The organism is Chroococcidiopsis cubana SAG 39.79, assembly GCF_003991895.1.
GTDB classification, from domain to species: Bacteria; Cyanobacteriota; Cyanobacteriia; order Cyanobacteriales; family Chroococcidiopsidaceae; genus Chroococcidiopsis; species Chroococcidiopsis thermalis.
This window is the reverse complement of record NZ_RSCK01000081.1, coordinates 15,120-29,693: the sequence shown is the minus strand read 5'-3', so window position 1 is coordinate 29,693 and position 14,574 is coordinate 15,120. Positions and strand designations below refer to the sequence as shown.

The 14,574-nt window shown below is 41.6% G+C and carries 16 protein-coding genes; 13 read left to right on the top strand and 3 right to left on the bottom strand.

What is annotated here, in order from left to right:
- Positions 1-199 precede the first annotated feature (199 nt).
- Positions 200-751, bottom strand: a complete 552-nt coding sequence (gene dpsA / locus DSM107010_RS29190; RefSeq protein WP_015155342.1) for a DNA starvation/stress protection protein DpsA — start codon at positions 749-751, stop codon at positions 200-202.
- A 272-nt stretch (positions 752-1,023) separates the two neighbouring features.
- Here dpsA and DSM107010_RS29185 point away from each other — a divergent pair, with 272 nt between their 5' ends.
- From DSM107010_RS29185 to DSM107010_RS29175, 3 genes are all read left to right on the top strand, one after another.
- Positions 1,024-1,266, top strand: a complete 243-nt coding sequence (locus DSM107010_RS29185; RefSeq protein ID WP_015155341.1) for an Asr1405/Asl0597 family protein — start codon at positions 1,024-1,026, stop codon at positions 1,264-1,266.
- Positions 1,267-1,314: 48 nt separating this feature from the next.
- A complete protein-coding gene (locus DSM107010_RS29180; protein WP_015155340.1) occupies positions 1,315-1,950 on the top strand; it encodes a (2Fe-2S) ferredoxin domain-containing protein in 636 nt (211 codons plus the stop codon).
- Positions 1,951-2,127: 177 nt separating this feature from the next.
- Positions 2,128-2,436 (top strand): TMEM14 family protein, encoded by a 309-nt coding sequence (locus DSM107010_RS29175; RefSeq protein ID WP_106169040.1) that lies wholly within the window; start codon positions 2,128-2,130, stop codon positions 2,434-2,436.
- 52 nt (positions 2,437-2,488) lie between these two features.
- Here the strand turns inward: DSM107010_RS29175 and DSM107010_RS29170 are convergent, their stop codons facing one another.
- Together DSM107010_RS29170 and DSM107010_RS29165 are read right to left on the bottom strand one after the other, a co-directional pair.
- Positions 2,489-2,773 carry a SemiSWEET family sugar transporter gene (locus tag DSM107010_RS29170; RefSeq protein ID WP_039716960.1) on the bottom strand — a complete coding sequence of 95 codons (285 nt, stop codon included), beginning with the start codon at positions 2,771-2,773 and terminating at the stop codon, positions 2,489-2,491.
- 30 nt (positions 2,774-2,803) lie between these two features.
- Positions 2,804-3,949 (bottom strand): nucleotide-binding protein, encoded by a 1,146-nt coding sequence (locus DSM107010_RS29165; protein WP_015155337.1) that lies wholly within the window; start codon positions 3,947-3,949, stop codon positions 2,804-2,806.
- Positions 3,950-4,584: 635 nt separating this feature from the next.
- Here DSM107010_RS29165 and DSM107010_RS29160 point away from each other — a divergent pair.
- The 10 genes from DSM107010_RS29160 (at position 4,585) to DSM107010_RS29115 (ending at position 14,469) form a co-directional block, all read left to right on the top strand.
- Complete coding sequence (locus DSM107010_RS29160; RefSeq protein WP_106169041.1) at positions 4,585-5,352, top strand: response regulator transcription factor; 768 nt, start codon at positions 4,585-4,587, stop codon at positions 5,350-5,352.
- Positions 5,353-5,849: 497 nt separating this feature from the next.
- Positions 5,850-6,110, top strand: coding sequence for a CTB family bacteriocin (locus DSM107010_RS29155; protein ID WP_106169042.1), 261 nt, complete (start codon positions 5,850-5,852; stop codon positions 6,108-6,110).
- A gap of 89 nt (positions 6,111-6,199) precedes the next feature.
- Positions 6,200-6,460 (top strand): CTB family bacteriocin, encoded by a 261-nt coding sequence (locus DSM107010_RS29150; RefSeq protein WP_106169043.1) that lies wholly within the window; start codon positions 6,200-6,202, stop codon positions 6,458-6,460.
- 262 nt (positions 6,461-6,722) lie between these two features.
- Positions 6,723-6,977: a CTB family bacteriocin gene (locus DSM107010_RS29145; protein ID WP_106169044.1), complete on the top strand. Its 255-nt coding sequence runs from the start codon at positions 6,723-6,725 to the stop codon at positions 6,975-6,977.
- Between the two features lie 80 nt (positions 6,978-7,057).
- Positions 7,058-8,362 (top strand): HlyD family secretion protein, encoded by a 1,305-nt coding sequence (locus DSM107010_RS29140; RefSeq protein WP_127024549.1) that lies wholly within the window; start codon positions 7,058-7,060, stop codon positions 8,360-8,362.
- Between the two features lie 149 nt (positions 8,363-8,511).
- Positions 8,512-10,674: a peptidase domain-containing ABC transporter gene (locus DSM107010_RS29135; RefSeq protein WP_106170496.1), complete on the top strand. Its 2,163-nt coding sequence runs from the start codon at positions 8,512-8,514 to the stop codon at positions 10,672-10,674.
- A 17-nt stretch (positions 10,675-10,691) separates the two neighbouring features.
- The gene (locus tag DSM107010_RS29130; RefSeq protein ID WP_106170498.1) at positions 10,692-11,018 is read left to right on the top strand and encodes a hypothetical protein; all 327 of its coding nucleotides are present in this window, start codon (positions 10,692-10,694) and stop codon (positions 11,016-11,018) included.
- 124 nt (positions 11,019-11,142) lie between these two features.
- The gene (locus tag DSM107010_RS29125; protein ID WP_015155329.1) at positions 11,143-11,898 is read left to right on the top strand and encodes a peptidylprolyl isomerase; all 756 of its coding nucleotides are present in this window, start codon (positions 11,143-11,145) and stop codon (positions 11,896-11,898) included.
- Between the two features lie 249 nt (positions 11,899-12,147).
- Positions 12,148-13,572, top strand: coding sequence for a dihydrolipoyl dehydrogenase family protein (locus DSM107010_RS29120; protein ID WP_106166893.1), 1,425 nt, complete (start codon positions 12,148-12,150; stop codon positions 13,570-13,572).
- A 39-nt stretch (positions 13,573-13,611) separates the two neighbouring features.
- Positions 13,612-14,469, top strand: a complete 858-nt coding sequence (locus tag DSM107010_RS29115) for a metallophosphoesterase (protein ID WP_106166894.1) — start codon at positions 13,612-13,614, stop codon at positions 14,467-14,469.
- Positions 14,470-14,574 lie beyond the last annotated feature (105 nt).

The following is a 14,574-nucleotide window of genomic DNA, read 5'->3' as shown; positions in this document are numbered from 1 at the left end:
TCTGGCTAGATGGAGAAAAAGCCATTAGTGCGGAAGAAAACCCTGAAGTTGTAGCTGCACGGCAGAAAAATGGTACGGGAGAGAGAAAAGAGGGAGAGGAGCGAAAAGTTGCTTAGTTGCTTAATTGCAAATTGCGAATAGCAGTTGCTCCCCCAGCTCCCTCAGCTCTCTTCTTTCCCTCACTCCTCACTCCTCACTCCTACCTAGAACCGTTCCCCATAAAACCTAACGTTAGGCTGTCGTGGGCGAGGAAATGCCCTAAGTGATATGCTCTTTCTTCGGTTTCGAGTAGGATTTTCTCGTATAAGTAACGGGTAGCGCGATCGCCTAAACTTTCTGCTTGAGCGGCTTGACGACGGATTAACCCAATAATTGCCTGTTCTGCTGCTAAGTCGTGTTCTACCATTTGACGGCAAGCAAAAACACCGTCTGGTTCTGGCTCGAAGCAGCACATCTGGGCGAGTTGGCTAAAACTAGCTACGGGTACGCCACCCAGTCCATCTAAACGTTCGCCAACATCGTGAACGTGTCCCTGGACTTCTTCATAGCTTTCGCTGAAATACTGATGCAGCATATAGAATTCTGCACCCTCAACAACAAAATGATGTTTTTGGTATTGCAGGTACAAACCCTGAAAGCTAGCAAGAGCAATATTTAATCCTTCGCAAACAGGAGTGGTGACACTGCGATCGAGCAGAATAGGGTTGTCATATACCTGACCGAAGTTCCGTAGAATTGTTGCCTCAGACATGGTTCTCCTCTCTTTGCTGGTTGTGATGCTGTTATCGATAACTCACTGCTACTTTCATTATCGCTCTCTAGTCAAGCTTTAAACAGCGCGATCGCTATGTATTTCAGTGCTTTTGACTGTTGAGACAACCCTTGATTAAAGAAAGTTTTTTGCAAATATCATGAGAATTATTTGCATTTAGGGTATGCTATTGGGTAAAGTTAAACTGTCGGCAACTAGCACGGCTAGTCACGGCAATAAGATGACGAAATGTAATTTGAGCATCGGAGGGTATGGGGTTGAAGCCGTTAGGTTGCGAACCGGAAGTTAGAGAAATTGTGGAAGTGAAATGGGCAGATAGATGGCAGGTGTATCAACGTTTACAAGAGTTAGAGATTCCTTGTTGGTGCGATGCCGGACAGCCATTAAAAGTTGAGATAGCCGATCCCACAACGGCAGTTCAATTGAGTAGTGTTTTGAGACAATTCACTGCATCTCGCCAAGATTTGGTGTGGTGGTTAAAACAGTGCTGGTAAAACCGTAGATCGAGCATTGGTTGTCGTTCATCCGAAGGTGATAAAGCAATGAGTAGTCGCTTTGGTAAAGAAGTATCGGCTTTTAGCTTAGAGGGAAAATTTCTCAGGTTTGAATTAGAAGATGGCTATAAGCGTAAATATTTGCAAGTTGGCACTTTAGAAGGTGAATATCGAGTCAAACTACCCAAGTATCTGCGTTCACCTATGGAGTTAAACCTGAATTTAGGGGATGTAGTACAAATTTTTGGTGAGAGAAAGTTTGACTATAAAAAAGATTCGCTCAAATTGAAGGCAGAACGAGTGATCGTTATCGATCGCCAACCGCCAGCTATGACTCCTGCTACACCTGTTAAACGACAAACCAAAGCAAAAGCTAGTATCTTAGTGTGTCAGAAGTCTGATTGCGTCAAACGGGGTGCAAACGGAGTTTGTAAAGCATTACAAGCATCTTTGAATGAGCGCGGTTTGGAAAATGAGGTAGAAATTAAGCCTACTGGTTGCCTCAAACAGTGCAAAGCTGGACCAAATGTCGTGGTGATGCCCGATAAAACTAGATATACCCGCGTACAAACCGAGCAGGTTGCAGAATTGATTGACAAGCACTTTACTACAGATGAAAATACTCATAATGAGAATGTGCAGCAATTAGCATTAGTTGGCAATCGAATTTTTCCTGTTAGCTGAGAATTGTGCTAGATGAAAAGATTTACCAACTAAATTTGAGGAGGATCGCTACTGGAGTCTGGGAGAATTTATTACAAATTCTTGGTAGATGGTAAATTGCTCTGGGATACAAAAATATACGTTTATATGTTTGAAAAAATGAAATAATAGTTAAATTATTGAACAAATCTTCAGGTAATGAATCCAGGTGTGGTTGCGGCGATCGCGTATGGGATTTTAGCCATAGTTGGCGGCGCGATTGGCTATAAGCAAGCTCAGAGTCAGGCTTCGCTGATTTCTGGTACTGCTAGCGGTTTATTGCTGATTCTGGGAGGAGTTGCGCGATCTTTTGGTCAAGCCTGGGGTCTCGGGTTAGCTGCTATAGTTACAGCAATATTAGTGATTATTTTTACTACTCGTCTGATAAAAACACGCAAATTCATGCCAGCAGGATTAATGACTGTTGTAGGTGTAACAGCGTTGGTAGTTATGTTGAAAAATTTGTAGAGACGCGATCTCGTGCATCTCTACATTGGTTATGAGGTACATTTGGACAAAGTTAATTCTCTTCGCTAGGATCTGATTTATAGCGAATCTTCAGCATCAAAATCATTCCAGCGAAAATAAATGTTACGATATTGGCGGCGATGATAGGAATATCGTGTACGTAAAAGCCGTAAACCAACCACAGAATTATTCCCGTACATAAAACGATGAGCATACTCCAAGAAAGATCGTGAGCTGATTTCGTCTTCCAAGTTTTGATCAACTGGGGTAAGTATGCGATCGTTGTCAGGACTCCTGCAAATAGTCCCAGAGGGGTGATGAAATTAAAATCTTCCATGTTTATGCGTTCTAGTGACAATATCCCCTATTATTCTCGCAGAATTCCGATCCCTGCTTCTCTTTCTATGTAATCGACTAAGCTAATAAAATCATCTCGCGGATAACACTTGCCACCGATAAGCTGAAATGCTAGTTCACTCGATGGATTATCGGGATTCTCTAGAATATGGATTCCCCAGTAGTATAGTTGGTCGCTAGTACGAATGCAAACTTGTTCTGGATCGATACAATGAAACTTCTTATCGTTCTGGCTAATATGTTTATAAACCGATAAAAATGACTCTTTTAAAATTTTGAATCGTCTAATTCCTGGATCTCTAAAATTATTAACTAAAACAAATAGGTGAGCAGCTTGATTAATACTTCTAATTTTTTGCACTGTATCTTGAATCACGATTCCATGTTTATTAATACCTAGAGGATTCAAAGTTGTAGGAATAATACAATAATCAAATTTCTCAATTAGTTCTCTTGGGTTGCGTTCTAAAGCAGGAGAACAATCACATATAACTATTTTGCAATCACGGGCGGCGTTTTCATCCCAAGCTCTTGCATCGTAGACTTCAATAGTTGTACCCGTACCTTTACTATTAGGAACGTAAACCCCATCTCCTACTAATTTATGTAAGTTTTGTTCTGGATCTAAATCTACCAAAGCAACATTGAATCCTTGTAAGGCAAATGCTCCCGCCAAGTGCGCTGCAACTGTGGTTTTTCCAACTCCACCTTTACAAGTGAAAATCCCAAAATAAATCTTGTCTTGTTTTGGTGGTTGGGGTGGAGGTGTACCGTCATCGCCATTTACCCAAGTAATTTTATGTTCGGAAGCGATGCCACAGCGAATTCTTGCATCTTTTCCCCAAGATTTAATTAGGGCGCGAGCTGGTCCACTATAATCTTTTGTAGTAATGAAAATACCATAATTAAACTGACAAGCTGCTGGAGATTCAAGAAAATCAACAAACTTTAAAATTTGCGGTGCGGCAACGTTATTTTTGAGCCACTTGACTTGAACAGCTGCCACAATATTGCTTTTACTGACAACTAAATCGTAACCTGCTTGGTTTTGTTCGGGAGTCACAACCGTCCACCCGTGTCTGTGAAAAATTCTGGCTACGTGCTGCTCGAAGTGAGTGAAATCCTGTATGTATGGTGGTTGCAGGGATGAGGACATAGACAGATAAGACGCGGGGCTAAGATCATTAAAACCCTTATTTGGTCTAGTGTCTATGGGTGAAAGGAAGGATTGCTTTTTTACCCATTAAGATGAAAACAGTTTATTATTGTATCTATTCCCTTCAATGACTTTGTCGTTGATACTAACTACTCCAGTTCTCTCAGCATCGAAACCGAAATTTTAGGCGATCGCAAAATGGTAGCAACTAGCAAATTAGTAAACTGAAACAAGCAGGGCGATTTTAGTAGTAGAATGTGACAAGTAAGCATCAGTTTTTATTAGTAGCAATTTTTACCGAAAAAGTTGTATTTCACTTACAGTAAGTTTGGTTACATAAATTCAAACTAGAGAACTCTGACTTATGGTAGAGTCTCTGCTTTTCAAAGACAGTACAATTGAAAAAAAAGAAAAAAATAGAGTATACTCTGTAACAGAATAAAGAATAAAACACTCATACTTTTTTAGATTCAAGTTGGTATCGATAAAAAAATAAGAGAGAACAAAGAGAACTCAAGTTTCTATTCTCAGGGTGTCAAGGAATTCCAATTTCTCTAGATCGGGGACTGTCTATCTTCTACTAGGCAGTCAGTTCGCGGCAGCTAACTCAAAATAGTTAGAGAAAAATTTACAATATGTCATTATTAATCCTTGTCGTCGATGACGATCCGGCTATTCGTCTGCTGGTGAGTTGTTCTTTGAAGCAGTGGGGATATTCAGCGATCGCAGCTGAGAATGGGAAAGAAGCGCAGAAGCAGATTGAGGAATGTCAACCGCATCTCGTCATTACTGATATTAGTATGCCAGAGATGGATGGCTACGAGTTAATTGAGTGGATACGTCAGCATCCAACATTTCGACTCCTACCCGTAATGTTTTTGACAGCACGAACAGATACTGAAGGAAGAATTCGCGGCTATCAAGTAGGGGGAGATGCATATTTAGCCAAACCCTTTGAATTGAATGAATTATATGCTGTGGTGCGTAATTTACTAGAGCGATCGCAGTTAATCTCCCAATTAATGCAGTGGGAATGGCGCTTACGGCTTCAACAACAAAATATGGAACAGCAACAAGGCAAAACCTATAATACAATACACTATCCTTCAAGCCAAGAAGAACCAACTATTCGAGTCGATACACCGCGCTATAATCCTTACCAGCACCAACAGGAAAGGACAACTGATACTAAGACGTTCGATGATTTTTCCTTAACTAAGAGAGAACAAGCAGTACTTCAACTTTTAGTCAAAGGTTTATCAAATTCTCAAATAGGTTCTAGCTTATACCTCAGTCCTCGAACAGTAGAAAAGTATGTTAGTAATTTACTGTGTAAAACTGGAACCAACAATAGAGTAGAACTTGCGTGCTTTGCCAGAGAACGCCATCTAATTAATAGTTGATGGTTAATAGTTGACGGTTAACAGCGCTAAGTCTAAAGATTGAAAATATTTATTTTCTCAACCAAGCTAGATGCAGAAGTTGCTAATATTTTGCCTTTGAGTAGCGATCGCTAACTCAATAGACAGAATAGCTTCTGCAATAGCTTGGTTTTATGTTGCAGACTATTTTTGATGGTAAATCAGCAAGAAAAATAGTCTCTCTTAACGTATATCATCTGAAAGATAGATGTTAGTTTGAATTTTTGAGCTGAGCGTAATCTCACTCAGGGAACATACCTAGTTTTTTAGGTAAATACACTATAGAAATTAAATGTGTAATTCTGTATTAAAGAGAAAAACGCCAGTAGATATACTTAGGGTAAATACCTAGTGTATTGGGGAGATACGCTGTGGAATTCGACAGTTGCTTTTTCTATCTTGTTAATAGATAGATATTCAATTTCTTATGCAGTTAGTGGTTGAATATCTAACATCTAAATTTAGAAGGAGCTAAAGCTATGTTCGATACAGATATGCAATCTGGATTGTTTTTAGATTTATCCGACGAGCAACAACAAGTAGTTACAGGTGGTGGTTCTACAGGGGATGAGCTTCGCGACAAACTTGCTACTTACTACAAAGCCAATAACAGTTTAACCAACCTGGATGTAGCTCAACAGTCAGGTCCTGAAGGTAGCACGAATCTGCAAAGCTTCAAGCACGGTACTCTCGATATTAGTACCGCAGCTTATAAAGATTTCTTTGCTAAATTAGGTTAATTTATTTCGGCAATAAATCCGCAAGCTCTTTACTAGAGATAACTCAATTAGTAAGCGCTATCACTAGTTTAAACACAGGAGATTTTCCCATGATCGCTAATAATATCAAGTCTGAATTATTTGTGGAATTGTCTGAGGATCAGCAGCAGTTGGTTGCAGGTGGTGGCAGCTCAGGCGATGTTTTGAAAGATAAGCTGGCGACTCATTTCAAAACTGATGAAACCATAACAAACCTAGAAGTGGCTCAGGAATCGACTCCAAAGGGTAGTACGAATCTGCAAAGCTTCAAGCACGATACTCTCAATGTTAATACCGCAGCTTATAAGGATTTCTTTGCCAAATTAAGCTAATTTACGTGACGTGCAACATTTGACAAAAAACTGCGATAAGGTAGAGCGTTTATCTGCACAAACTACCTGAGAATAGATTCCAGAGCCTCCTAAATTCTTCATTTTGCACGCTCCGATCGTCTCGTTGCACAAATAAGAACAATGCAAAGGAACAAGGCTCTGGAATCTTTTTATTAGACTTCCTACAAGGAGGCGGGCAGTTTTCTTGTTGATAGTTTTAGCTTGACTAAGTGGATAGCAATCAATAAGCGAGGTATCAAACATGTTCTTTTCCAAGAACCAATCCTTAGAATTATTTCTAGACTTATCTGAGGAGCAACAAGAGACTGTGGCTGGTGGTAAGGTGTACGAAAACAACAAGCAGTATTACATTAAAACCGAAACATCAGATGGAGGTAGTACAGACTCAGATTCTCAAAAAGGGAAACGAGACAAACCAGTGATAATAGAGCCAATTGCATGGCAATCTCCATTTGGAGTAGGGGAACAATTGATGTTTCCCAAGATGATTATCTAGAAACTTCCTCTTTCTAACTGCCTGAATAACCTAGTTTTTCTAGGTATGGAATTTAAGTGCCGAACTAAGAGTTTGTAGCCATGATAAGCGAAATCGATCCCAATTTTGGTGCAGTTGAAACTGATGAGTTTATCCCCCCAATCGGTTCTTTGACAACGCTCGGCGGCGGGATGGCGATCGCTATTTTTAGTGTAGGAGTGTCTCTAGCTGCCACGCTCAGCTACAACGTCACAGTCAAAGCACCTGCAAATATCCGTCCGAGTGGAGAACTACGGGTTGTTCAGGCAGCAACAGAGGGAACGATTACAAGCATTAACGTGCAAGAAAATCAAGCTGTAAAAAAAGGTGAGCCAATTGCTGAGATCGACAATTCACAACTTCAAACTAAGAAACAACAATTGCAAACCAACATTCAGCAGAGCCACTTACAATTAGTACAAATTACAGCTCAACTTAATTCCTTAGATCGTCAGATAGCTGCTGAGACAAACTTAATGCAGCGTTCTGTAGCTGCGACAGCCGCGGAACTGATGTTGCAACGTAGAGAATATCAAACTAAGGAAATTGCCACAATTGCAGAAGTACAAGCAGCTCAAGCTGCTCTAGGATTGGCACAGGAAGAGAAGCAAAGATATCTACAACTAGCAAATACAGGTGCGATCGCCCAATTGCAAGTTAAGGAAAAAGAACAAGCTTTCAAAGCAGCTAAAGCCAAACTCAAACAAGCTGAAGCCAGCCTCAATCCTAGTAATGCCACGGTGATTATAGCTAACGAGCAGATTGCTCAAGCCAAAGCCAGAGGACTTGCAACTGTAGCTGCATTAAACAGAGAGCGCGAAAACCTGATCGTTAACAAAATTGCCCTGCAAAATCAACAAGAGCGGGATACAAAAGAACTACAACAAACTGGCTTGGAACTGAGAAAGACATTTATTCTTGCCCCTACAGATGGCACAATTCTCAAGCTAGAACTGCGTAACTCAGGACAGGTGGTAGGCATGGGGGATGCGATCGCCCAAATTGCTCCCCGTGACGCTTCCTTAGTGGTGAAAGCTCGTGTCGCAGAACCAGATATTAGCAAAGTCAAACCCGGGCAACAAGTTCAAATGCGTGTTTCTGCTTGTCCTTATCCCGATTACGGCACTCTCAGAGGTGTAGTTCAAGCTGTTGCTCCAGATGCAATACCCGCAGCTAGCGCGGGGTTAGGAGCGATCGCCCCGTCTATCTATGAAGTGACGATTCAGCCGGATAATGAATTTGTCAGTACAGGCGATCGCGTCTGTCGGTTGCAACCTGGGATGGAAGGTGCAGCCGATATTATTTCTCGTTCCGAAACCGTACTGCAATTCATTCTGAGAAAAGCAAGACTACTGACGGATTTGTAAATTGGTGCGTGGTGCGTGAAATACTTCTGACTTGTGTACGGGCGGGTTTAATTGTAGTACTGTTTGTTTTTTCATCGGGATCTTCAAAAAACCCGCCCCTACGACTTACGGCTTCCCAATTACCAACTACCAACTACCAATTACCCATTATGGTTAGCCTGTTTAACAAAAAATATCCATGTGTCTTACAGGCAAGCGAGGAAGATTGCGGGGCAGCTTGTCTGGCTACAATTTGCAGACATCACGGACGGGTTTTAAGTATTAATCGTTCGCGGGAAGCTGTCAGTACTGGACAGTTGGGAACAACGATGTTGGGCTTAAGGCGTGGTTCGGAGTCCTTGGGTTTCAATACTCGACCAGTTAAAGCTTCGCGAGAGGTGGTAGACCATATTAATGATGTTCCTCTACCAGCGATCGTGCATTGGCAGGGCAACCACTGGGTAGTATTGTACGGGCGACAGGGTAAGAATTACGTCATTGCCGATCCAGCTGCGGGTATTCGCTACTTAAGCAGGCGAGAATTAATGAAAGCATGGAATGGCATCATGCTTTTGCTAACTCCCGATCCTAGCTGCTTTTATAATTGGAATGAAGAAGATTCTTTAGGCGGATTTATCCGTTTTTTTCAACGGATATTACCTTATCGAGCCATACTGATTGAGGCTTTGGGCATTAATCTTGTCTTAGGTTTACTTGCCTTAGCTAGCCCATTTTTAATTCAAATTCTCACAGATGATGTTCTAGTACGGGGAGATGTTCAACTGCTAAGTGTTGTTATAGCTGCTGTGGTAGTTACAACTCTGTTTAGCAGTACGATGCAACTATTACAAACTACAATGATTGCTCATTTTAGTCAAAAGTTGCAGTTAGGATTAGTCTTGGAATTTGGACGCAAACTTTTGCATCTACCTTTAGATTATTTTGAAACTCGCCGTAGTGGAGAAATTGTCAGTCGCTTGCGAGATATTACTGAAATCAATCAGTTGGTCTCGCAAATTGTTGCCTATCTACCCAGCCAGTTTTTTGTTGCCCTAGTTTCGTTTGGCTTCATGCTATTTTATAGCTGGAAACTAACTTTGGCGGTGATGGCGATCGCCACAATTATGATTTTATCAACGCTACCGTTTTTACCAGTTCTACGGCAGAAAACGCGCAGCCTTCTCGTTTTATCGGCAGAAAATCAGGGTGTTTTGGTAGAAACTTTTAAAGGCGCGATGGTGATGAAGACTACAGCGGCTACACCCCAATTTTGGGATGAATTTCAAAGTCGTTTTGGTCGTTTAGCACATTTGACTTTTAGTACAATTAAAATTGGCATTATTAACGGTGTTTTCACTCAAACGTTAAGTAGTCTTGGTGGCATCGCTTTACTAGGATTCGGTAGCATTTTAGTAATTAATAAGGAACTCAGCATCGGGCAAATGCTAGCGTTTAATACGATGCAGATTAATGTTGTTGGTTTAATTAACTCTCTAGTTGGTTTAACAGACGAATATTTTCGTTCTCAAACAGCAGTCAATCGCCTTTTAGAAGTAATTGATGCAACTCCAGAAGCGGTTGGAGACATTCATAAACCCTTTGCTGAAATCTTACCAGATGCAGATATTGAGTGTACGAATCTCTACTTTCATCACGCTGGCAGAGTCGATCTACTAGAAGATTTTTCAGTCACGATTCCTGGCGGACAAGTTATTGCTTTGATCGGTCAATCTGGATGTGGTAAAAGTACTTTAGCCAAATTAATTGCAGGTTTATATGAACCCCAATCAGGAAATATTCGGATTGGGACGTATAATCTGTCAGATATCGCGATCGATTGTCTGCGTCAGCAAGTCGTATTGATTCCTCAAGAACCTCATTTTTGGAGTCGCTCAATTTTAGAAAACTTCCGTTTAGGAAATCCTCACCTTCCGTTCGAGCAAATTGTTAAAGCTTGTCAAATTGCGGATGCTGATAGTTTTATCAGTCAGTTACCTAATAAATATCAAACAGTTCTAGGGGAATTTGGCGCAAATTTATCTGGAGGACAGCGACAAAGATTAGCGATCGCCCGCGCTATTGTCAGCGATCCACCTATTCTTATCTTAGATGAAGCGACCTCTGGTCTCGATCCGGTGAGTGAATTTCAAGTTCTGGAGCGATTGTTAAACTACCGTAAGGGCAAAACTACAATTATTATCACCCATCGTCCGAGTGCGATCGATCGCGCTGATTGGGTGGTGCTACTCGATCGAGGAAAGTTACAACTTCAAGGTTCTTTATCAGTTTTGCGTAACAAACCTGACGAAAATTTAAGATTTTTCTTACCTTAAGTGGAGTAGATATTAATATGTCTGAACCTAATGAAGATAAGAGCGATCGGCTGTTAGATGAGTTATCCGATCGGGAACAAGAAGCTGTAGTGGGTGGATTTGGCTGGGAAGATTTCTTTGGTTCTTTCTTTTTTCAAAAAACTGATATAGACACTTTCGCTGATGCTCAAGATAAGTTTACGGATGGCAGTTCTATTTCTCGCCGTACGAGTTACAAATTATCGCAAATTACTTTAGCGTTTACCATGCCGCTTTTTGGTGGATCTGGTAGACGTAGATCTCGTTCTAGTAGCTCTAGAATGCGAAATATATTTAATTTATTTCAATCGTTTTGGGACAACTAGTTAGCTCGAATTGGAAAATTATAATGAAATTTTTTGTATTAAGACGCAGCTTTTATCTTACTTAAAAAGCCTTAATAGTCACCACTTAACTTACTCAATATTACGATGACAAGTGGTTGTATTTATGAATCCCGCACCCCAGTCCGTTGATTTTTTTGGTTTACCTATAGAATTTGCTGAGATCGTTAGTTACTTGCAAAAGAGTTTGCAATTAAAGGAAGTCTGTCAGCAGATTTTATATCGCCGAATCATCGAACGTGTGGCACGGGAAAGAGGCTTAACAGTTGAAGCTGAGGAAATTCAAGCTGAGTTAGAGCGCCAGCGTCGCGATCGCGATTTAGAAATGGATGCCGATTTGTTAACTTGGTTGACAGATCGGCTGCTCGATCGAGAAACTTGGGAAGCTAGTATTCGCGATCGCCTGTTGGCTGAAAAATTAAATCAACGTCTTTTTTCTATAGAAGTAGAACGATTCTTTAACCAACATCCAAGTGAATTTGAACGAGTCTTACTTTATCGAATTGTCGTGTCGAGTGCAGCTGAAGCATTAGAGATTTTATATCGATTGCAAGAGGGTCAAATTAGCTTTTATGAAGCTGCACACTTCTACGATATTAGCGAACAACGGCGACTTCAATGCGGTTATGAGGGGAGAATCTATCGGTCTCAGTTACAACCAGATATAGCAGCGATCGTCTTTAGTGGTGCTGTGGGACAGGCGCTCGGTCCTCTGCAAACTGATACAGGTTATTGTTTACTATTAGTAGAAGAATTTTTTTCAGCTCAGTTAACTTCGGAAAGATTTCAAGAAATTTTAGAACGGCTATTTCAGCGGTGGTTGGCGTTGGAGTTAAGTTCGATGCTGCAAAGTGATAGTTAATGAGCTGTTTGTTATTTTTAATGGAAATAGGGGGTGCGATCGCATCTCTCTAATACTAGATTAAGGGAGAGCTGTTTTATTTCCTCGTACTTAGTTATATTCTCCGATTGATGTCACGCAAAGACGCAAAGACGCGAAGAAGAATGCAAAAAGTAGCTGTTGATGTGATTCAATAAGTTTGGCGACTCTAGTAGCAGGCTGTCATGATAGGGAAAGAAGCGATCGCGCTTTCTCCTAAAGGTACTTGTCATGGCTGTGGAATACGATCTTGTGGTTATTGGTGGCGGTTCGGGTGGTTTGGTGGTGGCTGGTGTCGCCGCTGCACTTAAGGCGAAGGTAGCGTTAGTTGAAAAGCATCGGCTGGGTGGTGATTGTCTTTGGTATGGTTGCGTCCCTAGTAAGTCTTTGATCCGCGCTTCTCGCGTGGCTTATGAGGTGAAACAGGCGGGAAGATTTGGGATCTACTGTAACGATCCGCAAATTGATTTTGCTAAAGCGATCGCGCACGTCCAAAATACAATTACTACCATCGAACCTCACGATTCGCCAGAAAGGTTTGAGGGTTTGGGTGTAGAAGTGATTTTTGGTGATGGTAAGTTCGTTGACAAGAAAACGTTTGAAGTTAATAACCGCCGCCTCAAAGCCAGAAGTTTTGTCATCGCTACAGGTTCTCGTCCCGCCACGCTACCAATACCAGGACTGAAGGAAGCGGGATTTATTACTAACGAAGAAGTGTTTGAAATTACCGAACGTCCAGATACACTCGCAATTATTGGTGGGGGACCAATCGGTTGTGAGTTAGGACAAGCATTTTCTCGATTAGGATCGAAAGTTACCATTATTGCTAGCCGCGATCGCCTCCTTCCCAAGGAAGATCCAGAAGCAGTTGAAGTTATCCACCAACAATTTAAATCTGAAGGTATTAATTTTCTCCTCAATACCAAAGCGGAAAAAATCGAAGTTGTAGATGGTAAAAAATATATTTGGGCAGGAAAAGAAAAGATCGTTGCCGACCAAATTTTAGTTGCAGCCGGACGATCGCCAAACGTAGAATCTTTGAACTTAGATGCAGCAGGTGTAAAAGTAGGTAAAAAGGGAATTGAAGTCAATTCTAAACTGCAAACTTCCAATCCCCATATCTACGCTTGTGGCGATGTTTTGGGCGGTTATCAATTCACCCACGTTGCTAGTTATCAAGCAAATATCGTTCTCAAAAATGCTTTGTTTTTACCAATATTTAAAGTCAGCGATCGCGTCATTCCTTGGGCAACGTTTACCGAGCCAGAATTAGCAAGGGTGGGATTGACGGAACAAGAAGCCAGGGAAAAGTATGGTAACGATATTCGAGTTGTCAAACAAGAATATGCAGATGTGGATCGCGCTCAAGCTGACGGAACGACAGCCGGATTTGCTAAGATTATTACCAAACGTAACGGGCAAATACTCGGCGCTCATTTAGTTGGTGCAGCGGCGGGCGAACTTATTCATGAGATTATATTGGCAATGTCGCATAATCTAAAACTATCTGCTCTGAGTGGAATTCACATCTATCCCACCTTATCAGAAGTGAATAGTAAGGCAACTTTTGCTCAAACTCGCCAAAATTACGAACAAAACCACAGATTGCAGCAGATGTTATCCAGTATATTTCGCGTCATCCGTCGCTTCGGCTAAGCTATAATCGCGCTGTTTGAGGAGTGAACCCAAGCTTGTATGCACTGGCTATTGACTGGATCTTTGAGTGTAGAGAAACTGACGGTAGCGATCGCCGACTTACCTGCATCTTTGGTAGGGACGAAGATAGTGCAACTGTCCGATCTGCATTACGACGGTGTTAAGCTCTCAGAAGAGATGTTAAAGCAGGCGATCGCGGCTACGAACGAAGCCGATCCCGATCTGATCGTTTTAACTGGCGATTATGTGACCGACGATCCCAGCCCCATCCATCAGTTAGTCTTGCGACTCAAGCACCTGCAAAGTCGCTATGGAGTTTATGCTAGCCTGGGCAATCACGATATCCATTACCCCCATTCCAAAGCCGAAGTAACTAAAGCCTTGACAAGCGTGGGTATTTGTGTGTTGTGGAATGAAATTGCTTACCCATTTGGGAAAAAATTACCTTTAGTTGGACTAGCTGATTATTGGTCGCGGGAGTTTGATGCTAAATCAGTGATGAAACAGCTAGACCCGCAAATCCCTCGAATTGTCTTATCTCACAATCCAGACACAGCCGTACCGTTAAAAAAATGGCGCGTCGATTTACAATTATCCGGTCACACTCATGGGGGTCAGTTTGCCTTACCTGGTATTGGTCCCGCTATTACCTGGTATCAAGATTTGCGCCGCAGTCTGCCTAAAAATATGCGGCGTTGGATGCCATTTATGCAAGCTGAGTGCGCTAAAGTCGTGCGTCACTGGGAATGGGCGCAGGGTTTTCACCAAGTTGGTGAGAACCAAATGTACGTCAATCGCGGCTTAGGAACTTATGCCCCCGGTCGATTTTTGTGTCCCCCAGAGGTGACGGTCATTACTTTGGCATGTCAATCTAATCTCGGCGATCGCCTTTGCTAGGTTGACTGACAAACAGCTTCTTTTTACCTGTTATTTGTCTCTAAATTGTCACTTTGTTGTCTCGAATAAGTCACTTTCTTTGTCTATATTTTGATTTCATGCAAA

Excerpts from the sequence above, each read along its gene's own strand:
- DSM107010_RS29160 (WP_106169041.1), top strand. The coding sequence starts at position 4,585 with ATGTCATTATTAATCCTTGTCGTCGATGACGATCCGGCTATTCGTCTG.
- DSM107010_RS29135 (WP_106170496.1), top strand. The coding sequence starts at position 8,512 with ATGGTTAGCCTGTTTAACAAAAAATATCCATGTGTCTTACAGGCAAGC.
- DSM107010_RS29115 (WP_106166894.1), top strand. The coding sequence starts at position 13,612 with ATGCACTGGCTATTGACTGGATCTTTGAGTGTAGAGAAACTGACGGTA.
- DSM107010_RS29145 (WP_106169044.1), top strand. The coding sequence starts at position 6,723 with ATGTTCTTTTCCAAGAACCAATCCTTAGAATTATTTCTAGACTTATCT.
- DSM107010_RS29180 (WP_015155340.1), top strand. The coding sequence starts at position 1,315 with ATGAGTAGTCGCTTTGGTAAAGAAGTATCGGCTTTTAGCTTAGAGGGA.
- DSM107010_RS29140 (WP_127024549.1), top strand. The coding sequence starts at position 7,058 with ATGATAAGCGAAATCGATCCCAATTTTGGTGCAGTTGAAACTGATGAG.
- DSM107010_RS29155 (WP_106169042.1), top strand. The coding sequence starts at position 5,850 with ATGTTCGATACAGATATGCAATCTGGATTGTTTTTAGATTTATCCGAC.
- DSM107010_RS29120 (WP_106166893.1), top strand. The coding sequence starts at position 12,148 with ATGGCTGTGGAATACGATCTTGTGGTTATTGGTGGCGGTTCGGGTGGT.
- DSM107010_RS29185 (WP_015155341.1), top strand. The coding sequence starts at position 1,024 with ATGGGGTTGAAGCCGTTAGGTTGCGAACCGGAAGTTAGAGAAATTGTG.
- DSM107010_RS29170 (WP_039716960.1), bottom strand. The coding sequence starts at position 2,773 with ATGGAAGATTTTAATTTCATCACCCCTCTGGGACTATTTGCAGGAGTC.
- dpsA (WP_015155342.1), bottom strand. The coding sequence starts at position 751 with ATGTCTGAGGCAACAATTCTACGGAACTTCGGTCAGGTATATGACAAC.
- DSM107010_RS29175 (WP_106169040.1), top strand. The coding sequence starts at position 2,128 with ATGAATCCAGGTGTGGTTGCGGCGATCGCGTATGGGATTTTAGCCATA.
- DSM107010_RS29150 (WP_106169043.1), top strand. The coding sequence starts at position 6,200 with ATGATCGCTAATAATATCAAGTCTGAATTATTTGTGGAATTGTCTGAG.
- DSM107010_RS29165 (WP_015155337.1), bottom strand. The coding sequence starts at position 3,949 with ATGTCCTCATCCCTGCAACCACCATACATACAGGATTTCACTCACTTC.
- DSM107010_RS29125 (WP_015155329.1), top strand. The coding sequence starts at position 11,143 with ATGAATCCCGCACCCCAGTCCGTTGATTTTTTTGGTTTACCTATAGAA.
- DSM107010_RS29130 (WP_106170498.1), top strand. The coding sequence starts at position 10,692 with ATGTCTGAACCTAATGAAGATAAGAGCGATCGGCTGTTAGATGAGTTA.